Raw genomic sequence first — 23111 nt, 5'->3', positions numbered from 1 at the left:
CCGCTGCAGTCGACTGATGGCGGGGTCGTGCCCCCGAAGGGGCGCGGGGCTGTATCAATATGCGGCTCCGCCGCGCGGGCGCGACCAGCCACGCCGGCGCTGCAGTCGACTGATGGCGGGGTCGTGCCCCCGAAGGGGCGCGGGGCTGTATCAATATGCGGCTCCGCCGCGCGGGCGCGACCAGCCACGCCGCCGCTGCAGTCGACTGATGGCGGGGTCGTGCCCCCGAAGGGGCGCGGGGAACTGCGCGACCAGCCACAACGCTGCCGCAGACGCCCGACGGCGGGGTCGCGCCCCGAAGGGGCGCGGGGCTGTACCGATATGCGGCTCGCCGCGCGGGCGGCGCCCAGCCACAACGCCGCCGCACCCGCCGGAGGCCCCCGCACCCCCTACCGAGGTAGCACCTCCACATTGGCTCCCAGGCGTGACGCCCGGCGCGCAGCCGCCCCGCACACTCGATCCCGTCGGCACGAGACCTGCCGTCGCTGAACCTTTGAGCCCGCCCAACGGGCTCGCCCACGCCGGTCCGCCCCCAGAACCCCGGGTCCTCGGCTCTCACGCATGGCCAGTGCAACCACTCTTGAAAGGCAGGACGTCCATGAGCGTGACTCTGGCTCCCCCGGTCCGTATCGGGAGGGCCGCTGTAGGGGCCCTCGGCATGCTGGCGGTCGCCACCGGTGCCTTGGAGTCGGTGGTGACGCCGACGCTCCCGCTCCTGCAACGCGAGCTGGACATGAGCCCGGCCGAAGGGGCCTTACTCAGCGTCATGCTCCTGATCACCGGCGCGCTCATCACACCGGTCGCGGGCAAGTTCGGCGACCGCTACGGCGGAAAACGCGTCCTGATACGGCTGATGTCGGTGGTCTGTGCCGGCGGCCTGGTGTCCGCGCTGGCGCCGAACCTGCCCGTGCTGCTGCTCGGCCAGGTACTACAGGGAGCGATGGTGGGCGCGCTGCCCCTGTCGTTCATCCTGGTGCGCACACACCTTTCCGCGGGAGAGTCGAAGGTGGCCATCGGGGTGGTCAGCGGGCTGTTCGTGGGCGGTGGGATGGCGGGAACGCTGGCGGCCGGGCCCGTGGCGGAGGGGCTGTCCCGGCACTGGATGTTCGCGCTGCCGACGATCGCGGTCATCGGGGCCACGATGCTGGTGAACAGGCTGATGCCGCAGGATCCGCCGGGCCGTTCGGACGCCGCCGGGGTCGACTGGCCCGGCCTGCTCCTCTTGAGCGGGACGCTGGTCACGCTCATGCTCGTGCTCGCGCTGGCGCCCGACATCACCTCGCAGCCACTCGTGCTCGGCGCGCTCATCGTGGTGCTGGCCGTCTTCGTGACCGCATGGGTGGCCGTTGAGCGGCGTGCGGCCGCGCCGATGATCGATCTGCGGATGCTGGCACGGCCCGCGATATGGACGTCGTGTGTGCTGACGTTCGTGATCTGCGTCGGTACGTCGGTGGCGGTCTATCTCGTCCCGCAGCTGTTCGCGGTGCCCGCCGACGAGCACGGTTTTGGGGCCGGCGCCACCGAGATCGGCATCTTCCTGCTGCCCGGCGCCGTGGCCGCGTCGCTCGCCGGTCCGCTCGGGGGGATCGGAGCGCGGCGTTTCGGCTCGCGTGCCGTGGTCACCGCCGGGATCGTCATCATGGCCGCCGCCCTGACCGCCCTGGCAGCCGTACACACCGAGACCTGGCACCTCGTCATCGGCAAGGCGGCCATCGCGCTTGCCAACGGCCTGTGTGTCACGGCGATGGTGACCAGCACCGCCACATCAGTCGAGCAGGGCGACACCGGCATCGCCACCAGCCTCGTCCTGGTGACCCGTGTGGTCGGCTACGCCGTGGGTGCGCAGGTCAGCGGCGCGATCCTCACCGCCGGAACCCCCTCCGGATCGGATGTCCCGGCCGAATCGGCCTTCGTCACCGGCTTCGTCATGGCCGGCGCCGTCACGGCGCTGTCCCTGCTCGTCGTCCGAAGCATAAGCAAAGGAGTAAAGGAATGACCCGCACCGATCAGCTGACGGACATCCGTTCCGGGCCGAGGCGCACGGTTCTGATATCCGGGGCCGGCCTCGCGGGGTCCGCCCTCGCGTTCTGGCTGAACCGCTACGGATACGCGGTCACGGTGGTCGAGAAGGCGGCCACGCTGCGCAGGGGTGGCTACCCCATCGACGTGCGCGGCACCGCACTGGAGGTCGTCCGGAGGATGGGCATCCTGCCGCGGCTGCGGGACGCGCACATCGACCTGCGCCGGCTGACCTTCCTCGACGCCGACGGCAGCGTGGTGGCCTCGGTCGACCCGCACACCGTCACCGGCGGTGTCGCGGGACGGGACCTGGAGGTGCGGCGCGGTGATCTGACCGACGCTCTCTACGCGGCGGTCCGTGACGACGTGGAGTTCTTGTTCGACGACTCCATCGACACCCTCGACCAGTCCGGCCACGGGGTCGACGTCACCTTCCGCGGGGGCGGCAGGCGTACGTTCGACATGGTGCTCGGCGCGGACGGTCTGCACTCACACACCCGGGAGATGCTGTTCGGCCCCGAAGAGCAGTTCCACCGGTACCTCGGCTGCTGCTTCGCCGTGTTCACCATGCGCAACACCTTCGGGCTCTCCCACGAGACCGTGATGTGGAACACCCCGGGCCGGGCCGCGGCACTCTACGCCGTAGGAGACGACGACGAAGTGCACGCCTTTCTGAACTTCGCCCAGCCGGAACCGCCGTTCGACGCGTTCCGGAACCCGCAGGCCCAACGGGACCTGCTCGCCGCGGTGTTCGCCGACGCGGGATGGGAGGTACCGGGCATGCTGGCCGCCCTGCGCGACGCGGATGACCCGTTCTTCGACGGGGTCAGCCAGATCCGTATGCCCCGCTGGTCCAGCGGCAGGGTCGCGCTGGTGGGCGACGCCGCGTACGCTCCGTCGTTCCTCACCGGACAGGGCACCAGCCTCGCCCTCGTCGGCGCGTACATGCTCGCCGGTTCCCTGGCCGGCCGGGACCACGCCGCGGGCTTCTCCGCCTACGAACACGACACCCGTGCGTTCGTGACCGTGAACCAGGGGCTGGTCGGCGAGGGCGGCGCCACCCTCTTCCCGACCACCGCCCGGGCCCTGCGACAGCGCAACGACAGGCTGCGCAACCCCACCGCCATACCCTCCCCGGAGGGACGACCGGCCCATTCGGCCCTCACCCTGCCCGACTTCACCCCCCTGCGGTGAGCCCGCACACACACCGACAACGGACGCCACCGCCGTCCGGGACCCCGGCGTGAGCCACCAGCCGCGTACGACGACGTCACTCCCCGTCCATCCGGTCCGGCCGCGAGCCCGAGCAGCCGCCGGACCGGGGCGCGGCCCCGTCAACTGCCTTGCGCCGTAACGGCGTTCATGCCTGCGGGGGACTGGTGGGCTCAGCGGCCGGTTGAGCCGTCGATCAGTTCGCGGAGGATGTCGGCGTGGCCGGCGTGGCGGCCGGTCTCCTCGATCATGTGGGCCAGTGCCCAGCGGACGGAGGGCGCGGGCTTGCCCGGCTGGGAGCGGGGGAGCGGTGCGCCGGGGTCGGCGCATGTGTCGAGTACGTCGTTCGCCTCTGTGACCGCTTCCCGGTAGCGGGTGACGACGTCGGTCGCGCTGTCCGAGGGAGAGGCATGGAAGGTCGCCTGCCAGTGGGTGATCCGGGCTCCGAGGAACGTCGCTCGTTCGACGCAGGTGAGGTGGTTGAGCAGGCCGAGCAGATTCGTGCCCGACGGCACCGCGGCCGTGCGGATCTGGGGCTCGGGGGCGCCTTCGACCTTCGCGGCGATCGAGTCCCGCAGATAGTCGAGGAACCCGCGCAGAACCTCCATCTCGGTGTTCTGGGTGCGGGGCGGCGGGGTGTCGGAGCGGCGGTTGCGGCGGGAGGAGGTGGCCATGGTGCCTGCCTTCGAAAGAGCGCGCCGGTTCAGACGGTGCGGCGGACGATCAGGACATGGTCGGTGACCTCGGCGGTGCGGCCGTCAGGTCCGTTCGCGGTCCGCACCTGTGCGTCGGCCCGCTCGACCGCCCACGTCCCCGGGTCCAGCGCCAGGCCGGCGGCGACCTCCTGCGGGCTCGGGTACCGGACATCCGGGTCCTGGTTCCACGACCACGGCGCAGTCGAGCCGTGGTCGACGACCAGCAACCGGCCGCCCGGGCGCAGGGCATGCGCGGCGGCACGCAGCACGGCCGCCCTGTCCAGGTCGAGGGGCGTGTGCAGGTAGTGAGCGCACACGAGATCGAATGTGCCGTCCGGGAAGGACTCGCCCAGGTCGTGGCGCCGCGCCGCGATCCGGTCGGGCAGGCCCTGGGCGAGGGCGAGAGCGGTGAGCCGTTCGACCGCCACGGAGGAGACGTCGACGGCGGTGACCTGCCATCCCCGGCGGGCGAGCCACAGCGCATCGCCGCCGTCTCCGCATCCCAGGTCCAGCGCGTGGCCGGGCGGCAGGCCGGTGACCGCCGCCGTGAGGCAGACGTTGGGGCGGGGGTCGGCGGCCGCGGGTCGGGCCGCGTACACGCCGTCCCAGAACTGGACCGCGTCGCTGGTGCTCATCGAGGCTCCTTCTGCCATGAACGAACGCGTCCCAGTCTCACCAGGCTTGCCCAGGCCGGCACGTCATCTTGCGGTTCCGGCAAATAGACTCGACGCCGTCCCATCCCGGCTCCATGCGATGCGCCGCGAACACGCCATGACCCTCACCGCCCCCGCCTCCGGGAGACCGCCGAGTTCCACACGCCCCTGCCGCACTGGCCGGGAAGTGCCGACGGCAATGCGGTCCAACTCCTCAACGACCCGAATCCTCGAGAGCATCAACGCCGCGACGGCGCCCACCTGGTGACGGCGTTGGCGTCAAGCCGACAATGCCGGTGAGCGGGAACGACGAGAGGCGAGAACGCGTGGGACTCAAAGCGCTCATGACGGGCGTCCTGTTCGGCCTGCCCGTCGGAGTCATCTTCGGGCTCTCGGCTTTCGACAACCTGTCGGTCGGCCTCATCGCAGGAATCGGGGTGGGTGGTGTCGCCGGCGTCGCCTTCGGCTCCACCCACCAAAGCGGTGAGGACCGCCGGGACGGGAAGTGACGCCGCCGCACGGGGCGGTGAACCCGCAACCTGCACACGGCGCGGGGGAGGGGCAGTCGTTCATCGGTGGGGCCTCGCCCACGCGAGGCCCACGACGGCATCAGACGGTGAGGACGAGCTTGCCCCGGAGGTGACCGCCGTCGAGCAGGCGGTGCGCGTCGGCGACGCGCTCGAACGGGAACGTCTCCTGCACATGGACCCGGAGCCTGCCCTGTTCGACGAGTCGGACGAGACCGCGCAGGGCGACCGGATCGGGGTCGACCGCGATGCCGCTGAAGCGCATGCCGGCCGCCTCGTACCTGGCGACCAGCGCCGAATCCCCCTCGGCGACCGCCGTCACCAGGTGACCGCCTGGGCGGAGCACTTCGAGCGACCGCTCGACGCTGTCGCCGCCGATCGTGTCGAGCACGACGTCGATGTCGCGGACCGCCTCGGTGAAGTCGACCGCCGTGTAGTCGATCACCTCGTCGGCGCCGAACCCGTCGACGAACTTCCGCTTGCTCCCGCCGGCGGTCGCGATCACGTACGCTCCGAGCGCTTTCGCGATCTGGATCGCGACGTGGCCGACCCCGCCACCACCGCCGTGGACCAGGACGCGGTCGCCCTCGGTCACGCCGCCGAGGTCGACGAGGCCCTGCCACGCAGTCAGCCCGACGACCGGCAGCGCCGACGCCTCGACGTGCGAGAGCGACGCCGGCTTGCGTGCCAGGTGCAACGCCGGCGCCGACACGAACTCGGCGTACGCGCTTGCCGGCCGGGGGAACAGCGGCATCCCGAACACCTCGTCGCCGGGCCTGAACCGCCCCGTCTGCGCCTTTTCGACGACGCCGCTGATGTCCCAGCCGAGGATGAACGGCGGCCGGCCGAACAGCGGGAACTCGCCGGCGCGCAGGCGTGCCTCCAGCGGGTTCAGCCCGATCGCCTTGACGCGGACGAGAACTTCGGTCGGCAGGGGCTCGGGCTCGGGCGCGTCCACGACGGTGAGCACCTCGGGACCGCCGAGCGTCTGCTGGGTGATGACTCGCATGACTCTCCTGGCTTTGAAAGGGGGGAGAGAACCCAGGCTAGGTTTCTGATAGGAACCCACAGGTACCTTTGGCGCCATGAGCGATTTCGGTCCCGGTGATCTCTTTCTCGCCGACTGCCCGGCGCGTATGGCGGTCGAGCTGATCGCCGACAAGTGGACGGTGGTCGTGCTCTACGGCCTCAGCAGGGGCCCGGTGCGCCATGGCGAGCTGATCGAGCTGATCGGCGGCATCTCCCGCAAGATGCTCACCCAGACGCTCCGACGGCTTGAGGCACACGGACTCATCCGCCGCCACGCCTACGCCGAGGTGCCGCCCCGCGTCGAGTACGAACTGACCCCGCTCGGGGCGACGCTGATCGATCCGATCCACATGCTGACCGAGTGGGCCAGGGAGAACGGCGACGCGGTCCTCGACGCGCTCGACGCCCATCCCGAGCCGGCCACCCCCGGCGACTGAGGGCCCCGCCAGGACAACCGGGCATCCCGGCCAGTGCGCGCTCATCCGCCGGTGATGTCCGAGGTCGTTGCGGCGGTGGTCTTCACCGCAGGTGAGAGCAGTCGGAATCAGGGTCTCGGGTGAGGGCGATCACGTCGTCGAGCCGGTCGCGCACAGCGAGCAGATCGGTGATCCGCTGGTCGATGCGGACCCGCTCGGCCGCCAGCTGGTCCAGGAGCGCCGGGGGCGCCTCCTTCTCACCCGAGTCCACGCAGGGCAGCACCTGGCGGACCACTCTGCTCGGGAGGCCCGCGGCATACAGCTGCTGGATCAGCCGGACCCGGCCGACGGCGGTGTCGCAGTAATGCCGGTGGCCGCCGGGGCTGCGGCACGCCTGGAGCAGGTCCTGTTCCTCGTAGTAGCGCAGCGCCCGGACGCTCACTCCTGCCTTCTCGGCGACCTCACCGATGCGCACAGGTCCTCCTCCGCTCGGGCGGCCGCCCGACTTGCAACTGACGCCAACGTCAGCTTTTAGCGTAGTGGGCGTCGGCGCTCGCCGAACATGCACCCACTGATCTCACGTACGGCCGGTTCGGGCCGTGTGGAAAGGCAGAACGTCATGCGCGCAGTCCGGTATCACCAGTACGGCGGTGTGGAGACACTTGTGGTCGAGCAGGTGCCGGACCCGGATCCCGGGCCCGGCGAGATCCGCGTCCGCGTCGCGGCGGCCGGCGTCAATCCCGTGGACTGGAAGGTGCGTTCCGGTGCGGTGCGCGAGGTGCTTCCCGTGGACCTGCCCGCGATTCCCGGGCGTGAGGCCGTCGGCGTGGTCGACGAGACCGGTGAGGGCGTGCGGGGGGTGAGCATCGGTGACCGTGTCTTCGGGCTGGGCGGCGTCACCGGCGCGACAGCGGAACTGGCCGTGCTGTCGGCCTGGGCCCACGCGCCTGCCACGTGGACCGACGAGGAGGCCGCCGGCGCCGGTCTGGCATCCGTGACCGCGATGGGCGGGCTGAAGGCACTCGGTCCCCTGCGGGGGCGCACCCTTCTCATCGAGGGTGCCGCCGGAGGCGTGGGCAGTGCCGCGGTCGAGATCGCGGTGGCTCAGGGCGCCACCGTGATCGGGACGGCAAGCGAGCGCAACCACGAGTTCCTCACCTCTCTGGGTGCCGTTCCCACCACCTACGGCACCGGCCTCGCGGAGCGCCTTGCCACCCTGGCTCCGGACGGTGTCGACATCGCGCTCGACACCGCGGCCTCCGGGTCCCTGGCCGATCTCGTCGCGATCGTGGGCGACCCTGCTCGTGTGGCGACGATCGCCGACTACTCCAACGCGCACCGCCTGGGTGTGCGTCTGGCCAACGCGGAGAACGACTCCACGCTCCTCGCCGAGGCGGGCGAACTCGGCCGGCAAGGCCACTACACACCGCGCATCGAGCGGACCTACCCGCTCGAACAGACCGCGCAAGCGCACGCATACGCCGAGCGCGGACACACACGGGGAAAGATCGTGGTCCGCATCTGAGCCTGTCCCACCCACCGTTCAGGGCGTCCCCCGGCTTCGGCCGTCGTCGGTGCAAGGGACGTGATTACCTGACCACACGTCAGGTACAGCCTGCTGTACCGGGAGTTGGGGTGCGCACCGCAATGATCTCTGGGCGCCGCACTGATGAGCTGAGCACATCACGTCAGCCCCTTCGAAAGGCACCGCGGTGAGCTCCTACGTTCCCGTCACCCCCGGCATCACACCGACCCCGCCGGCCCCGCCCCAGCAGGACACGGGTCTGCGCGGCAGCCTCCGCCGCCGCCCGCTGATCTGGTTCTTCGCGCTGGCCTACGGGCTGAGCTGGGTGGCCTGGACCCCCTACATCCTCTCCCGCAACGGCACCGGCGTCTGGCACTTCACCTTCCCGGGCGGCGCGGCCGGCTCCCAGGTCCTCGGTGTCCTGCCCGGCGCCTACCTCGGGCCGATCACAGCGGCCCTCCTGATCACCGGCGTCACCGAAGGACGTGCGGGGCTGCGGACCTGGCGGGCCCGTATGACCAAGTTCAAGGTCGGCTGGCGCTGGTATCTGGTGGTCCTCCTCGCGGTGCCGGGCGCGCTGGTGCTCGGCTCGGCCGCGCTGTCCGGCCGCGCGCCCGAACTGCCCCCCGCCGCGGTCCTCGTCGCCTACCTGCCCGCACTGGTCATGCAGATGCTCACGACCGGCCTCGCCGAGGAGCCAGGCTGGCGCGAGTTCGCCATGCCCCGCATGCAGAACCGCTACGGCGCCCTGACCGCCACCGCCGTCATCGGCGTCCTGTGGGGCATCTGGCACCTGCCGCTGTTCCTCACCGAATGGGGCGGCGGACCGGATGTGGCGCTGATCGAGCCTGTGGAGTTCATCGCCACGACCATCGCCTTCAGCGCCGTGATGACCTGGGTGTTCAACAAGTCCGGCGAGAGCATGCCGCTCGTGATGCTGCTGCACTGCGGCGTCAACAACTACACCTCCATGGCATGGTCGGACATGTTCCCCGACCAGGTGCGCAGCGACGCGTCCCACGCCTTCCTGCTCGCCTCGGCCACGGCGGCCCTGATCCTGCTGATCGCGACACGAGGACGGCTGGGCCAGCCCAGGACCACGCCGGCCGGCCCCGGGCTCTCGCCGGCCGGCTGACCGGGAGCGCCCACCACACGATCCGCGCGAAGCCCGGACCCGGCCCCCTCCCACAGACCGGCCGGGCTGCCGCGCCGCATGCGGTACGCCGTCGGGTCAGGCGGCCTTCTGCTGCCGTTCGAGTGCGTCGGCGGCCCTGCGGCGCTCGGTGTCGGTCACGTCCACCGGTGATCCGGCGCCGAGTCCAGGCTCGTCGGTCCAGTTCCGCAGCTTGGTCACAAGGGCCGTCAGCCGCCGGTCGCCCGGTGGTACGTCGATGGAGAACAGGGCCTCGTACGGGCGCTCGTCGCCGCCGCCCCACCGCACCACGCCGTCGCACTCGGCGAGGATGTCGCGGATCACCGTCAACTCGTGCGCGAAGAAGCCTCCCCTGGCTCCGGGCGGGTAGGAGCCGGGCCGGATCGCCACGGCGGTGCCGGAGGCCTGATTGCCCTCGGCCTGTTCGAGCCGCACCCGGGAGGGCGCGCGCCAGCCGGTGACGTCTCCTTCGCGGAGTTCGTCGATCTCGTAGTGGAAGCGGCGGACGAGGTAGACGAGCACGGTCTCCACGTCGCCGATGCGCACGTCCACGCCGAAGCCGGTGCCGGGCACCGGCCGCCTCCACACCGTGGAGACGTCATTGGCCTTCTCCTGGAGCGCCCATCCGTTGGGTGACGCCGGCCGTCCCCGGGCCTCGCCCGATCCGGGTCTGCCGGCGGCCGCCGCCACTGCGGGCACGGACAGCAGGGAGCCTCCCGTTCGAAGGGCGTGGTCTGCTCCTGCTCCCCTCCTTCTTCTGCTGGGGTGCCCCGATCACCCTGCGCGACGCGGGCCCCTCGCCCGTCATCGTCTACCCCATAGCGCACGACCTCGGCTGGTCCAGGGCGGATGCCAGGCCCGACCGGGAGGCGCTGCGCGCGCTGCTCGGGCGGACCCGTGCCGATCTGCTCGCAGCCATCGCCGATGGGGGCGGATCCACCACTGAGCTGGCGCGGCGACTTGTCGTCTCGCCGGCCGCCGTGTCCCAGCACGCCACCGCCCTGCGCGACGCGGGCCTGATCGTCACCCGGCGCCGCGGGCAGGGCGTGCACCACTGCGCGACCCCGCTCGGCAACGCGCTGCTGAACGGAAACCGTCGCATCCCGCCGGCACACGTGGTGCGTTCCGCGCCGGGACCGCGCGCGGCTCGGCTGCCGTCATAGCCGTCCAGGGGCCCGGGCCTGGGCGTCACGAGCGCCCGCGGTACCAGTCGGCGACAGCGGTGAACGCGGCTTTGGGCTCCCACGGCATGCCGGGGTAGGTCGCCCCCAGGCGGTCCTCAAGGGCCTTGACGACGCCGTAGCTGGCGAGGTCCAGATCGTCGCGGGGGTCGCCGCCGGTGCGGTGCGGATAGTCGTGAGATCACCGACGAGGTGTACCTGCCCCTGCTGCACGGCCGGGGCAGGTACACCGGCATCATGAGACCCCGCGCCAGGGTTCCTCTCACGCCGGTGCGGTGCTGGTGCCCGGCGGGCGGCGGAGCAGGTGCAGGCAGATGACCGAGGCGACGACGGTCCGGCGTTCGGAGACGTCGAGGCGAGGGTCCATTTCGACGACGTACTGCTGCAATCCGAGCCACCTGTCGACGGTGCTCACCGTGACCCGGCCGAGCATGTTCGGAGCCGGGTCCCCTTCCGGATCGGTCTCCGTGAGCTGCCATGCGCTCTCCAGGAGACCCGGCCGGGTGAGCAGGAGCCGGCGTCCCCGCTCGGTGCGGAGGCTCAGCTGCCGGGCCTTGACGAGTCCAGGGGCACCGGCGGTGCCGACCTCCCGGTCCGCGGCGTCGGTGAAGCGGAACTCCACCGGCCCGAACTGCTCGATGCCGACGATGAACTCGCCGGACGTCTGTCTGAGGACGCAGTGCGTGTCGTCGGTGTGTGTGACCCGGGCGAGCGGGGTTCCCTGCACGGTGGACACGGCCAGGGCGGGGCCCGTGTATCCGCGCCACCGTGAACGCTTCGGCTGTGCCACCACGACGGCTTCCCGCTCGAACAGACCGGGTTCCGTCATCGGTCTTCCTTCCTGCGGCAACGTACCGTGTGGTGCCTGCGGTCAGCGGCGGTTCAAAAGGGCTCGGGCCACTTCGATGTCGGTGATGAGGATGTTGATCCAGCCGCCGCGAACGGCTCCTCGGATGGCGGCCAGTTTCGACATGCCGCCGGCGACGCCGATGCGACGGTCCACGGTCCGCAGTTGTTCCGGAGCGATACCGATGATCCGGTCGTTGAAAGGAGCGTCCACCGCACGGCCCTCCGCGTCGAAATACCGCGTACAAACGTCGCCGACCGCCCCCAGTTCCTCGAGTTGGTGTTGTTCCTGCGCGGCAATCGCGTTACCGGAACGCCGCAGCAGCGGAGAGGGTTCCAGCGTTCCGATGCCGACCAGGGCAAGGGTGAGACGGGACCACGCTTTCATCACGCCGACCACAGCCGGTTCCTGCGACAGCAGATCGCGCAATTCACGGCTTCCCACCAAGGCGGCCGAAGGAGCGAATACGGGCCGGGCCCCGGTGAGTTCGGCAAGCCGGCTGGTGAGCCGGGTGGCGTGCAGCTGGACTTCGGGGCTCCCGGACCCTCCGACTATCTGAACCACGTCCTCGGCCACGGGCGGGTTCTTGGCGTGCATGACGTTGACCGCCTCGAGCAACGTCGCGCTCCACGACGAGATACCGATGACGTCACCGCCTTTGAGGGTGGCGTCCAGATAGGTGGCCGTCGCCGCGGCAAGAGCGGGAATCACGTCCGGTCCTGTGCCTTCGGTGTCCACGACGACGGCGTCACGCAGCTCGTACTGTTCGACCAGTGCTTCTTCGATTTCGGCGTGAACACCGTCGGGAGAGACGACGACCGTGCGCACTATGTTCCGGTCGGCGGCCTCTTTCAGGAGACGTGAGACCCGCGGCTGGGACATATGCAGATGTGAGGCGATCTCGGGCTGCCGCAGCCCCCGCTCGTGGTACATGCGAGCCACTTTGACCAGCAGTCGCAGGTGATCCTGGCTCGGCGTGGAAGCGATCGCCACCGGTGAGTCCTGTCTCCTCTGGCGTGCAAAGGGTTGATCGAAGTGTCTGATCATACATGTTAGGGCTGAATGGCACGGGGCGAAGCCGATTCCGCCGTTTTCGCCCCGTGCCATTGAGCGGCTTTCTACTTTCTGGCGAAGACGCCGAATTCGTCAGCGTTTGCCTTGGTGACCAGCTCACAGTCGATGGACTGCTTCTCCGGCTGCCCGGTCTTGCCGGTCTTGATGAACTTGTCCGCCTGCTCCACGGCCTGCTGAGCGCCAAGGGCCGCCGGCTGCAGCGCCGTGGCCAGCATCGCGCCGGACTTGATCTGCGCGATGGCGTCGGGGCTCCCGTCGAAGCCGACCACGACCACGTCGGTCTTCTTCGCGGCCTTCAGCGCGGCGAGCGCTCCGAGGGCCATGGTGTCGTTGCCGGCGATGACACCCTGGATGTCCGGGTTGCGCTGGAGGATGGTCTCCATCTTGGAGAACGCCTCCTGCTGGTCCCAGTTGGCGGACTGCTGCGCGACCTTCTTCAGGCCCGGGTACTGGGAGATGACGTCGTTGTAGCCCTTGGAGCGGACACCGGCGTTGGTGTCGGAGGCCCTGCCGGTGAACTCGACGTAGTTGCCCTTCTCCTTCATGCCCTTGACGAACTCCTGGGCGGCGATCTGGGCGCCCTGGGAGTTGTTGGACACGATCTGGGCCTTGGCGACGCCGGTCTTGTTGATCTCCCGGTCGATGAGGAAGACGGGGATACCCGCGTTCGCGGCCTTCTGCACGGGGCCGATCGACGCGTCAGCTCCGGCGTTGTCGAGGACGATCGCCGCGGCATGGCGGGAGATGGCGGCGTCGATCAGCTCACTCTGCTTGTTCGGGTCGTCGTCGTGCGAGGCCACGGAGGTCTTGTAGCCCATGCTCTCGGCCTTGGCCTTGGCCGCGTCCCCTTCCGCCTTGAAGAAGGGGTTGTCAGGCGACGGGATGATGATCGCTATCAGGTTGCTCTTGCTCGACGACTTCGAGGTCTTGGTGCCCTGCGCGTCGTTGCCGGAGTCGTCCGACGAACCGCATGCGCTGAGAGTGAGGAGCAGCCCGGTGGTGACGGCGGCAGTGGCCGTGGTGAGCAGGTGACGTCGAGAGTGGGACATGGTGGCCTCCTGGGTATGCGTCGACGCTGACGCCGGTGGGAGAGGACAGCAGGAAAGAGGCGTGGGGGAAACTGGTGGGGTGTGAGGTACGTCAGCGGGAATCGCCAGGGGACGTACGGGAATCGCCGGGGGGCGCGCCGGTGGCACGTGTTTCTGCCGGCGATGTGTCGGGCTGCGCGGTGGCGACGGCGACTGCCGAGGCGGCGGCACCTCGTCGCTGGAACCGCTGCTGGCTCTGGTCGAGGATGACCGCGACGATGATGACGGCGCCCTTGATGAACGTCTGCCAGAACGTGGAGACACCGAGGATGACGAGACCGTCGGCCAGGAAGCCGATCACGAAGGCGCCGACCATGGTGCCGCGCACCGTGCCGCGCCCTCCGGACAGGGCTGCGCCACCGATGACGACCGCCGCGATGGCGTTGAGTTCGTAGCTGTCGCCGGCCTGCGGGGCCGCCGAGGTCAGCTCGGAGGCGATGATGACTCCGGACAGGGCGGCGCAGGCACCCGAGATGACGTACACGACCATCTTGACCCGCTTGACGGGGACACCGGTGAGTTCGGTGGCGCGCTCGTTGCCGCCGGTCGCGTACAGCCAGCGCCCGAAGGCGGTGGAGCGCAGCAGCACGGTGACGACGACGGCCAGCGCGATCATCAGCCAGATCGCCACCGGCAGGCCCAGCGGGCGGCCGGAACCTATCCAGCCGAATCCCGTGTTGTGGGTGCTGGGGTGGCCGCCCAGATCGGGGTAGGTGGTGCCACCGGAGATCAGCAGGGCCGCGCCGCGCGCCACGTAGAGCATGCCCAGTGTGGCGATGAAGGGGGCGACGTTGAGGCGGGTGACGAGGATGCCGTTGATGGTGCCGACGACGGCGCCCGTCATCAGGCACAGGACGACCACGGCCCATACGGGCGGGTAGGCGACGACGTCCAGGATGCTGATGTGCAGCCCTTTGAGCGCTTCACCGGCGATCACTCCGGAAAGGCCGACCGTGGAGCCGACCGACAGATCGATGCCGCCTTTGAGGATGACCAGCAGCATGCCCAGCGCGAGCACCGCGTTGATCGCGACGTGCTTGGTCATGGTGATGACGTTGTCGACCGTCAGGAAGGAGTCGGAGAGGAGGCTGAAGACGACGATCAGGACGCCGAGTGCGATGAACGCCCGGAGTTCGAAGATCGAGTTGAGGGTCTTCAGCCGGCGGGCGTCCGCCGCGGCCTGCTGGCGTTGCCGCAGGGCAGAGGCGCTTTCAGTGGTCAGGGTGTCGGTCATTGCAGGCCCTCTTCGGTGGTGTCTGCTCCGTCGGCCAGGCTCATCAGCCGGTCTCGCGTGATCTTGCTGGGCGGTAGGTCCGCGACCAGGCGTCCGCGGACCAGGACGAGCAGGCGGTCGGGGATGTGGAGCGCTTCTTCGGCCTCGGACGTCGTGAACAGCACGGCCAGCCCGCGTTCTGCCTGCTGGGCCATGACGTCGAAGACATCCGCCTTGGCCGCGACGTCCACACCGCGTGAGGGCTCGTCGAGCAGCAGCACCCGGGGGCCGGTCATCAGAGCCTTGCCGATCACGACCTTCTGCTGGTTGCCGCCGCTGAGCGAGCCGATGGGCGCGGTCGGCCCTGCGGCCTTCACGGTGACGTCGCTGATCATCGACTCCACGGCGGAGCGTTCCCGGCTCCGGCTGACGATGAACCGGCGGACGAAACTGGTGAGCGCGGCCAGGGACAGGTTCTCGCCGACGCTCATCGTCTGCACCAGACCGTCGCGTTGGCGGTCCTCCGGGACCAGGGCGACCCCGGCCTGGATGCGCCGGCGGACGGGGCCGGTCAGCGGTTCGCCGTGCAGGCGTACCTCCCCGGAGGCGACGGGCAGCCGCCCGGCCAGGCACTCCAGGAGTTCGGTCCGTCCGCTGCCCATGAGCCCGTAGATGCCGACCGTCTCGCCGGCGCGTATCCGCAGGGAGACGCCGTCGACGGCGAGCCGGTCGGGGTTGGCGGGATCGGCGACGGACAGGTCTGTGGTCTCCACCGCGACCGGGCCGAGCGTGGGCTCACGGTCGGGGAAGAGGCTGTCCTGCTCACGTCCGACCATCGTCCGGACGACCCAGGCGAGATCGACGTCGTCGGCCGCCGCGGTCGCGACCATCGAGCCGTCCCGCAGCACCGCCACGTCGTCGGCGATGTCCAGGGCTTCTTCGAGATGGTGGGATATGTAGATCACCGCCACGCCTTCGGCGGTGAGTTCACGGATGACCTGGAACAGGACGTTCACCTCGGGGGCGCTGAGCGCCGACGTCGGCTCGTCCATGATCAGTACTCGTGCCCGCTGGAGCAGGGCACGGGCGATCTCCACCAGTTGCTGCTGCCCGAGGCGCAGATCACTGACCAGGCCGTCGGGGTCGAGGCTTTCGTCCAGGCGGCGCAGCACCGCCTTCGCCTGCTCGCGCTGCACGGCGCGGCTGAGCAGGCCGCGCCTGGTCTGCTCGCGTCCCAGAAACAGGTTGTCCTGGATGCTCAGGTTGGGGCACAGGCTCAGTTCTTGGTGAATGATGGAGATTCCCCGGTCGGCCGCGTCGCGTGCGCTGCCGAACTGCACGGTCTCGCCGTCGAGTTCGACATGCCCGGTGGTGGGGGACTCCACGGCGCTGAGGATCTTCATCAGGGTGGACTTGCCCGCGCCGTTCTCTCCGAAGAGCACCATGACACGTCCGGGCGCGATGTCGAGGGAGACGCCCTTGAGTGCCTGGGTTCCGCCGTAGACCTTGGTGACGTCGACGGCTTGCAGGATCGGGGTGCGTGCGGCGGTGGTCGGCCGCGTGGTCGTGGCCGTCACGGCGCCGGCTCGATCGAGATCGGCGTGATGGTGAGCAGGTCGGCGCTCAGCGGGCTCGTCGCACCGACGACGGTGACCTTCTTGCCCTGCAGCGCGGCGACGTCCAGGTCGGCGAGGACCGTGGCCTTCATCTGGTTGTTCAGCGCGGTGCCGGCGTCGGCGTAGTCGACCTGGTTGACGAACTGGCCGAACTTGATGAAACCGGCCGCGTCACGCAGCGCGGTGCCGTTGACGGCCGGGCCGATCTGGACCGACACACGGGCCTTGCCCGTACCCGGTACGGTGATGGGCAGAAGGCCGCTGGTGGCCTTGCCGGCGGTCCCGGTGAGGGTGACGGCGAAGCTGTAGAGACCGGTACCGTCGCGGTGGCCGTACTTCTTGCCGGCCGCGGCGCTGTCCGCGGTGAGCGCCTTGAGCAGGGTGACGATGTCGACGGCGTTCTTCCGGATCGCCGGCACGACCTTCGACTTGTAGGTGTCGGCCCCGTACTGGGCGGCGTCGAACCGGGCGGCCTGGCCGGGCGCGGCCTGGCTGTCCGAGCGGTAGGTCGTGGTGGCCAGCATCGCGGCGACGACGACCACGAGCGCGATCAGGCTGCCGCGGCCGAGGGTGATCGGACCGGTCCTGCGGGCATTTCCCGCCGGGGGCCGGGCTGGTGGCTCTGCTGTCATGATGTCCTCTCGTTTCCGCGTGCGCCCAGTTCGCGGGCGGCCAGTAGGCGCTCGTGCCAGCGCGCGGCGGCGGCCTTTCGCCGGTCCTCGCTCCATGCCGGAGTGAACACTTCGAGGCCGCGGTCGGCTCGCTCTTCCAGGTCGGAGGTGGTCCACAGGCCAAGGACCAGCCCGGCGAGATCCGCGACACCCGCGGCCGAGAGGTCCGGATGGCGGGTCCTGGCCACGTCCACACCGCTGAGGTCTGCCTGGAGTTGCATGAGTGCCGTACTGCGGGTCAGCCCTCCGTCGGCCATCACCCGCTCTATCCCGGACATGACGCCCAGGACGTCGTCGACCTGGTGGGCGACCGACTCCAGCGCGGCCCGGGCGAGTTGTCCGCGGCCGGTGCCGAGACTGAAGCCGGCGAGCAGGGGCTGGGCCCGGGGGTCCCACCACGGGGCTCCGACGCCGCCGAAGGCGGGTACGAGCGTCACGCCGTCGGCGCTGGAGCCGGCCGCGAGTTCGACGATCTGCTCGACCGGAGCCTGGAGAAGGTCGGCCAGCCAGGTCAACGTCCGGCCGCTGGAACGGATGTTGGCTTCCTGCGCGTAGGACGTCCGGCCCGTGGACCAGGCGATGGTGTCGCAGATGGCTCCCGCGGCGCCGGGTGACGCGGCGAGGGTCATCACGGAGGAACCGGTTCCGTACGTCGCCTTCGTCACCCCGGGCCGCCAGCCGGCGTGGGCGAACAGCGCGGCGTGCGAGTCCCCGAGCACCGCGACGACGGGGATCCCGTCGGGGAGGTGGGCGAAACCCTGGGTCTGCCCGAAGGGGCCGGTCGAGGCGACCACGTCCGCCAGGGCCCGCCGGGGTATCCCGAACGCCTCCAGCAGCTCGTCGTCGAACGCGCCGGTGTTGAGGTCGAGCAGCTGGGTGCGTGACGCGTTGCCGATCTCCGTGACGAAGGCCCCGGTCATGGCGCCGACCAGCCAGCTGTCCACCGTGCCCAGGCGCAGTTCGCCGCGGCCCGCGCGTTGCCGGGCCGGATCGTGCTCGTCGAGCAGGGCGGCCATGCGCAGCGCGGAGAACATCGGGTCCAGTGGAAGTCCGGTGCGCCGGCGGACCAGGTCGGCGAACGGTGTTCCCGCGAGCCGGGCGGCCCGCTCGGTTCCCCGCCGGTCCTGCCAGCTCACCAACGGAGCGACGGGCCGGCCCGTCGCCGTCTCCCACAGGACCACGGACTCACGCTGGGTACTCAGCCCGATGCCCGCGACGGATCGGGGATCGGTTCCTTCCAGGCAGGCGGCGACCGCCGCGCGCACACTGTCCAGCAGCGCAAGCGCGTCCTGCTCCACCAGACCGGGCGCCGGATGGCTCTGGGACAGCGGCGCTTCGCCGCGCGCGACGATCCGGCCGGTGGAGTCGACCAGCAGTGCCTTGGTCGAGCTGGTGCCTTGGTCAACGGCGAGGACGGGCCTTTCCATCAGCCCTGCCCCAGAGCCTCACGCGCCGCGCCGGCGATGCCCGCGGCGTTCAGACCGAAGTGCTCCAGCAGGAAGGAGGTGCTGCCGGTCGGAGCGAACGTCGGCACACCGAGCATCCGGATCGGGACCGGCCGGGTTTCCGCGACCACTCGCGCCACCGCGGCTCCCATGCCGCCCGAGACCAGGCCCTCTTCGGCGGTGACGATGGCGCCGGTGTCCTCCGCGGCGGCAAGGACCTCGGGGACGTCGAGCGGTTCGACGAAGGTCATGTTCACCACGCGCGCCGAGATGCCCTGCTCCTTGAGGAGGCCGGATGCCTCCAGAGCGCGGGAGACCATGGTGCCGACGGCTATCAGGGTCACATCGGTGCCCTCCGCCAGCCTGACGGCCCGTCCCCGCTCGAAGGGGGCGTCGGGCGGTGTGACCGCGGGGACCTTGAAGCGCGGGATGCGCAGGTAGGAGGGGCGGCCGGACGCGGCGGCCCAGCGCACCGCGCTGCGGGTCTGCGCGGGGTCGGCCGGCACCACGATCTGCAGACCGGGAACGGCCCGCATCCAGGACAGGTCCTCGATCGAATGATGGGTCGGCCCGAGTTCGCCGTAGGCCATGCCGGGGCTCTGGCCGCACAGGACCACATGGCGATCGCTGTAGGCGACATCCGCCTTGATCTGTTCCAGGGCGCGGCCGGTGAGGAACGGTGCCGCGGCGGACACGAAGGGGATGTAACCGGCGTTGGCCAGACCGGCCGAGACACCGACGAGATCCTGCTCGGCGATGCCGACGTTGATCAGACGGTCGGGGAACTCCTCACGGAAGGCGACCAGGTTGCTGGAGCCGACCGAGTCGTTGCACACCGCGACGATCCGTTCGTCGGCGCGGGCGAGCGCGATCAGTTCGTCCGCGAAGTCGGCGCGGCAGTCGTAGGTGAGGGCGGGCGCGCCGAGCGCGGTCATCGGCTCAGCTCCTCAAGGGCGAGACGTACCTGCTCGTCGGTGGGCACCTTGTGGTGCCACTCGACCCGGTCTTCCATGAACGAAATCCCCTTACCCTTGACCGTGTTGGCGATCACAGCGACCGGGCGGCCCGTGGTCGAGGGCCCGAGCGCTTCCTTGATCGCCCGGTGGTCGTGGCCGTCGATCACCCGGACCTCCCACCCGAAACTGGCCCACTTCTGGTCCAGGGGTTCGAGCCCCTTGGTCTCCTCGGTGCGTGCCCCCTGCTGCAACCGGTTGCGGTCCACCACGGCCGTGAGGTTCTCCAGGCGGTAGTGCGCGGCCGTCATGGCCGCCTCCCAGTTGCTGCCTTCCTGGATCTCGCCGTCGCCGAGCACGACGACGGTCCGCCAGGACTCCCCGCTCAGCTTCGCGCCGAGCGCGCAGCCGGTGGCGACCGGGAAACCGTGTCCGAGCGGGCCGGTGTTGGTCTCCACCCCAGGCACCTTCACCCGGTTCGGGTGGCCGTTCAGCGGCGACAAGGGGCCCATGAAATCCGTCAGCCGGTGCTGCGGGAAGAAACCGCAGGACGCCAGCGTGGAATACAGGGCGGCGGCGCAGTGGCCCTTGCTCAGCACGAACCGGTCCCGATGTGGGTCGTCCGGCTGGAAGGGGTTCAGCCGCAGCGATCCCCAGATGGCGGTGACCATCAGGTCGGTCACGGACATGTCCCCGCCGACGTGCCCCATGCCGGCGGCCTGAATGGTGGTCAGGATGTCCCGGCGGATCCGGGTGGAGATCCGGGCCAGCTCGGGGGCCGCCTCGGCCGGGGACGCCGCACGAAGCCGCGCGCTCAGTTCGACGTAGACGCGGGCGGCGGACTCGTCCGATTCGAGCGGGCCGGGCGCGGTCTCGACGGTGGTCACAGTGTCTCGCTCTCCGCAAGGGCGCGGTACAGCGCCCGCTTGGCGATCCGCTGGGCGCCGAGGGCGTCCTGTGCGGACTGGGCCGCCGCGAGGGCTTCCCGGTCGAGGTGGTTCAGCGCGTGGTGGAAGGCACGCATCGTACGGATGCCCGCGCGTGCCGCTTCGACCGAGTCCTCCCGGAAGGGGAACTGGTCGAGCTGCCAGACGCCCTCCCAGCCGGCATCGCGCAGGGCGAAGAAGAACTCGAACGTCTCCAGCAGGTGCACCGAGCCGACGACCATGTCGTCGTCCCAGCCGCGGAAGTTGTCGTTGACGTCGATCGCGAACAGCTTGTTCCGGGCGATCGCCATCCGGGCCGCCTCGGCCGGTGTCTCCCCGCCGTAGAGCGAATGGCCGAAGTCGAGCAGAACGCCGACGTTGTCGACGCCCATGTCCTCGATCGCGAGCAGGGTCCGTGCCACGGAGGAGAACACCATGCGGTTGCGCGGTTCACGCGGCTTGTATTCGATCGCGAACTTCAAGTCGGGGAAGGTCTGCGCCAGTTCGCGCACCGCGCCGACGGACTTGTCCCACAGGTCGTTGTAGTCGGCCTGGAACGGGTAGTCGTACCCGTCCTGGCCGGGCCACAGCTTGATGTAGTCGACGCCGAGTTCGCGTCCGACCTCGGCCGCCGCGGCGACCAGCTCGATGGCCCGCCGGCGCACCGCGGGGTCGGGGTTGGTGAACCCGCCCTTGGCGAAGGCGCCGGTGTAGAACTCCGGTGTCACGGCGATGGCGCGCAGCCCCTCGGCGGCAAGGGCGTCCTTCACCTCGGCGGTGCTGATGTCGCCGGGCGGGAAAGGCCAGTTCAGGTCGACGACGGACAGGTCGCCGACGGCACCGGCCAGCTTGATGGCGTCGAGGACGGTGCTGGGGTCGCCGTAGCCGTCGGTTGCGTAACGGTCGACGTACGTGGCGAAGTGCCAGATGCCGGCACCGTAGGTCGGCTCCTTGTGCATTTTTATGCGGTCCCGATCAGACATGCCGAGCAAGCTACGGGAGGCCCACTTACGTGTCAAGAAGGTTTCCATTACTGGTCCGCAGAGATACGTGCGACGCCTTCCGGCCCGAACGCTCCGAGGGTGCTCGACCCAAGACGGCCGCGGATTGCCCGTGTTCGATCCATTGACAGGGCTGTGACTCACTCACAGAATCCTTGCCTGTCGACTCAAGCATGAATAGACATACATCGCGGGCCGTCCGAGAAGACGCAGCGACGGTAAGGCGCCGCCACAGACGTCACCGCCCGCTGATCGCGTGCCCACGAATCCGGGGCCTCACGAGGAGGCGCATATGCACACCCACGGCCCGATACGTCGCCTACGGCGTCACCTCTCGACGGCGATCCTGGTCGCCCTCACGGCGGCCGCCCTGCCGACCGTGGCCCAGGCAACGCCCGCCACGTCCGCCGGCGTCCATGTCACACCCGTCGCGCAGCAGCACCACAAGCCGCGGGTCATCCTCACGACCGACGGCGAAGTCGACGACATGGACTCCTTCATCCGGTACCTCTACTACGCCAACGAGTTCGACACCGCCGGCATCGTCCTCACCAGCTCGCGGTTCCACTGGGCGGGCAACGGGGACACGGTGGCGCCGTACCGCTGGACCGGGACCCAGTGGGTCGACGACTACCTCGACCGATACGCCGAGATCTATCCCAACCTGCGCAAGCACGCGGACGGTTACCCCACCCCCGCCCGTCTCCGCTCGCTGTACAGGATCGGCAACGTCGAGAACGTCAGCGACACGTCCCACCCCACCGACGGATCCGAACTGATCAAGAAGACGATCCTCGACGACAAGCCGGGACCGCTCTACATACAGGCATGGGGCGGGCTCAACACCGTGGCTCGCGCGCTCATGTCGATCCAGGAGCAGTACCAGGGCACCGAGAAGTGGCCCGCCGTCCAGCGCAAGGTCAGCAACAAGCTGGTGCTCTACAACATCCTCGAACAGGACGCGCCCCTCAAGGACTACATCAAACCCAACTGGCCCGACGTCAAGGTCATCGACAACCAGTCCCAGTTCTGGAGCTTCGCCTACCTGTGGAAGCGGACCGTCCCCGAACCCTTCCAGTACACACTCCGCGCCCGGTACATGGAGGACAACTTCCTCAACGGACACGGACCCCTGCTGGAGCAGTACCGCACCTACCGGGACGGCAACCCGACCCCCGGCGACGACGAGAACAACCGCTGGCGCCCGGAATCCAGCTCCGCGAACCAGAACGCGGGCTACGACGTCCACGACTTCATCTCCGAAGGGGACTCACCCGCGTTCCTGCATCTGCTGGACTTCAACGGGCTGCGATCCTCCGAGGACCCGGCATACGGAGGATGGGGCGGACGCTTCACACCCAACGCCTCAGGGTGGATCGACACCTCCGACGCCAACCCGTACACGCAGAACGCGGCGGACCGCAACTACCCCCAGACCCGCTGGGTCGAGGACATCCAGAACGACTTCGCGGCCCGCGCCGCGTGGGGAAGCACGCGTTCCTACCGCGACGCCAACCACAACCCCACGGCCTCGGTGAGGCCCGGCACCGACCTCACCGCACGGCCCGGAGCCACGATCACCTTGAGGGGCAGCGCCACGGACCCCGACGGTGACCGTGTGTCGTACAAGTGGTGGCAGTACACCGACGCCGGCACCTACCCCGGGAAAGTCGCCCTGACCGGCGCGGACACGCGCAACGTGTCCTTCACCGTGCCGGCCGACGCCGCACCCGGATCCACCCTCCACATCATCCTGGAGGCGAAGGACAACGGCACTCCCGCGCTCAAGCACTACCAGCGCGTGGTCGTCACCGTCTCCAAGAAGTAGCCGCCGGCCGTGCGTCCGGCTCGGCAGAGACCGGACACA

At 69.8% G+C, this 23111-nt stretch carries 23 protein-coding genes; 8 read left to right on the top strand and 15 right to left on the bottom strand.

Annotated features, from left to right (window positions below; genetic code table 11):
• Positions 1-598 precede the first annotated feature (598 nt).
• Together ACIRFL_RS20580 and ACIRFL_RS20575 are read left to right on the top strand one after the other, a co-directional pair.
• On the top strand, positions 599-1996 hold the full coding sequence (locus tag ACIRFL_RS20580) for an MFS transporter (RefSeq protein WP_404030233.1): 1398 nt from the start codon (positions 599-601) through the stop codon (positions 1994-1996).
• Entirely contained in the window at positions 1993-3213 is a 1221-nt protein-coding gene (locus ACIRFL_RS20575; RefSeq protein ID WP_404030232.1) for an FAD-dependent monooxygenase, read from the top strand. Before ACIRFL_RS20580 ends, ACIRFL_RS20575 begins: the two co-directional genes overlap by 4 nt.
• A gap of 191 nt (positions 3214-3404) precedes the next feature.
• Here the strand turns inward: ACIRFL_RS20575 and ACIRFL_RS20570 are convergent, their stop codons facing one another.
• Both ACIRFL_RS20570 and ACIRFL_RS20565 read right to left on the bottom strand, forming a co-directional pair.
• The gene (locus ACIRFL_RS20570; RefSeq protein WP_404030230.1) at positions 3405-3905 is read right to left on the bottom strand and encodes a DinB family protein; all 501 of its coding nucleotides are present in this window, start codon (positions 3903-3905) and stop codon (positions 3405-3407) included.
• Positions 3906-3934: 29 nt separating this feature from the next.
• A complete protein-coding gene (locus ACIRFL_RS20565) occupies positions 3935-4561 on the bottom strand; it encodes an SAM-dependent methyltransferase (protein ID WP_404030228.1) in 627 nt (208 codons plus the stop codon).
• Positions 4562-4905: 344 nt separating this feature from the next.
• Between ACIRFL_RS20565 and ACIRFL_RS20560 the strand changes: the two genes are divergently transcribed.
• On the top strand, positions 4906-5088 hold the full coding sequence (locus ACIRFL_RS20560; RefSeq protein WP_404030226.1) for a hypothetical protein: 183 nt from the start codon (positions 4906-4908) through the stop codon (positions 5086-5088).
• 100 nt (positions 5089-5188) lie between these two features.
• On the opposite strand, the gene ACIRFL_RS20555 is transcribed toward ACIRFL_RS20560, so the two are convergent.
• Positions 5189-6115 carry an NADP-dependent oxidoreductase gene (locus ACIRFL_RS20555; RefSeq protein ID WP_404030224.1) on the bottom strand — a complete coding sequence of 309 codons (927 nt, stop codon included), beginning with the start codon at positions 6113-6115 and terminating at the stop codon, positions 5189-5191.
• A gap of 76 nt (positions 6116-6191) precedes the next feature.
• Here ACIRFL_RS20555 and ACIRFL_RS20550 point away from each other — a divergent pair, with 76 nt between their 5' ends.
• The gene (locus ACIRFL_RS20550; RefSeq protein ID WP_404030223.1) at positions 6192-6572 is read left to right on the top strand and encodes a winged helix-turn-helix transcriptional regulator; all 381 of its coding nucleotides are present in this window, start codon (positions 6192-6194) and stop codon (positions 6570-6572) included.
• 82 nt (positions 6573-6654) lie between these two features.
• On the opposite strand, the gene ACIRFL_RS20545 is transcribed toward ACIRFL_RS20550, so the two are convergent.
• Positions 6655-7026, bottom strand: a complete 372-nt coding sequence (locus ACIRFL_RS20545) for a MerR family transcriptional regulator (protein ID WP_404030221.1) — start codon at positions 7024-7026, stop codon at positions 6655-6657.
• Between the two features lie 144 nt (positions 7027-7170).
• Here ACIRFL_RS20545 and ACIRFL_RS20540 point away from each other — a divergent pair, with 144 nt between their 5' ends.
• Positions 7171-8076, top strand: a complete 906-nt coding sequence (locus ACIRFL_RS20540; RefSeq protein WP_404030219.1) for an NADP-dependent oxidoreductase — start codon at positions 7171-7173, stop codon at positions 8074-8076.
• 187 nt (positions 8077-8263) lie between these two features.
• Positions 8264-9211 (top strand): CPBP family intramembrane glutamic endopeptidase, encoded by a 948-nt coding sequence (locus tag ACIRFL_RS20535; protein ID WP_404030218.1) that lies wholly within the window; start codon positions 8264-8266, stop codon positions 9209-9211.
• Positions 9212-9307: 96 nt separating this feature from the next.
• On the opposite strand, the gene ACIRFL_RS20530 is transcribed toward ACIRFL_RS20535, so the two are convergent.
• The gene (locus ACIRFL_RS20530) at positions 9308-9802 is read right to left on the bottom strand and encodes a hypothetical protein (RefSeq protein WP_404030216.1); all 495 of its coding nucleotides are present in this window, start codon (positions 9800-9802) and stop codon (positions 9308-9310) included.
• Between the two features lie 59 nt (positions 9803-9861).
• On the opposite strand from ACIRFL_RS20530, the gene ACIRFL_RS20525 reads away from it, so the two are divergent.
• Positions 9862-10392, top strand: coding sequence for an ArsR/SmtB family transcription factor (locus tag ACIRFL_RS20525; protein ID WP_404030215.1), 531 nt, complete (start codon positions 9862-9864; stop codon positions 10390-10392).
• A gap of 280 nt (positions 10393-10672) precedes the next feature.
• On the opposite strand, the gene ACIRFL_RS20520 is transcribed toward ACIRFL_RS20525, so the two are convergent.
• From ACIRFL_RS20520 to ACIRFL_RS20475, 10 genes are all read right to left on the bottom strand, one after another.
• Positions 10673-11239: a hypothetical protein gene (locus ACIRFL_RS20520; protein WP_404030214.1), complete on the bottom strand. Its 567-nt coding sequence runs from the start codon at positions 11237-11239 to the stop codon at positions 10673-10675.
• Positions 11240-11281: 42 nt separating this feature from the next.
• Positions 11282-12250 carry a sugar-binding transcriptional regulator gene (locus tag ACIRFL_RS20515; protein ID WP_404030212.1) on the bottom strand — a complete coding sequence of 323 codons (969 nt, stop codon included), beginning with the start codon at positions 12248-12250 and terminating at the stop codon, positions 11282-11284.
• Positions 12251-12375: 125 nt separating this feature from the next.
• Complete coding sequence (locus tag ACIRFL_RS20510; RefSeq protein WP_404030210.1) at positions 12376-13380, bottom strand: D-ribose ABC transporter substrate-binding protein; 1005 nt, start codon at positions 13378-13380, stop codon at positions 12376-12378.
• Positions 13381-13471: 91 nt separating this feature from the next.
• Positions 13472-14653 carry an ABC transporter permease gene (locus ACIRFL_RS20505; RefSeq protein ID WP_404030208.1) on the bottom strand — a complete coding sequence of 394 codons (1182 nt, stop codon included), beginning with the start codon at positions 14651-14653 and terminating at the stop codon, positions 13472-13474.
• Entirely contained in the window at positions 14650-16209 is a 1560-nt protein-coding gene (locus ACIRFL_RS20500) for a sugar ABC transporter ATP-binding protein (RefSeq protein WP_404030206.1), read from the bottom strand. Before ACIRFL_RS20500 ends, ACIRFL_RS20505 begins: the two co-directional genes overlap by 4 nt.
• Complete coding sequence (locus ACIRFL_RS20495) at positions 16206-16880, bottom strand: DUF2291 family protein (RefSeq protein WP_404030205.1); 675 nt, start codon at positions 16878-16880, stop codon at positions 16206-16208. Before ACIRFL_RS20495 ends, ACIRFL_RS20500 begins: the two co-directional genes overlap by 4 nt.
• Complete coding sequence (locus ACIRFL_RS20490; protein WP_404030203.1) at positions 16877-18346, bottom strand: glycerol kinase; 1470 nt, start codon at positions 18344-18346, stop codon at positions 16877-16879. Before ACIRFL_RS20490 ends, ACIRFL_RS20495 begins: the two co-directional genes overlap by 4 nt.
• A complete protein-coding gene (locus tag ACIRFL_RS20485) occupies positions 18346-19299 on the bottom strand; it encodes a transketolase family protein (RefSeq protein ID WP_404030202.1) in 954 nt (317 codons plus the stop codon). The genes ACIRFL_RS20490 and ACIRFL_RS20485 overlap by 1 nt, the downstream gene beginning before the upstream one ends.
• Positions 19296-20204, bottom strand: a complete 909-nt coding sequence (locus ACIRFL_RS20480; protein WP_404030201.1) for a transketolase — start codon at positions 20202-20204, stop codon at positions 19296-19298. Before ACIRFL_RS20480 ends, ACIRFL_RS20485 begins: the two co-directional genes overlap by 4 nt.
• Complete coding sequence (locus tag ACIRFL_RS20475) at positions 20201-21226, bottom strand: sugar phosphate isomerase/epimerase family protein (RefSeq protein ID WP_404030199.1); 1026 nt, start codon at positions 21224-21226, stop codon at positions 20201-20203. Before ACIRFL_RS20475 ends, ACIRFL_RS20480 begins: the two co-directional genes overlap by 4 nt.
• 310 nt (positions 21227-21536) lie before the next feature.
• Here ACIRFL_RS20475 and ACIRFL_RS20470 point away from each other — a divergent pair, with 310 nt between their 5' ends.
• On the top strand, positions 21537-23072 hold the full coding sequence (locus ACIRFL_RS20470) for a nucleoside hydrolase-like domain-containing protein (RefSeq protein WP_404030197.1): 1536 nt from the start codon (positions 21537-21539) through the stop codon (positions 23070-23072).
• The last annotated feature ends 39 nt before the right edge of the window (positions 23073-23111 follow it).

Origin of the sequence: Streptomyces sp. NPDC102462 (genome assembly GCF_044765425.1) — a bacterium.
Taxonomy (GTDB): domain Bacteria; phylum Actinomycetota; class Actinomycetes; order Streptomycetales; family Streptomycetaceae; genus Streptomyces.
This window is presented reverse-complemented; position numbering and strand designations above follow the sequence as displayed.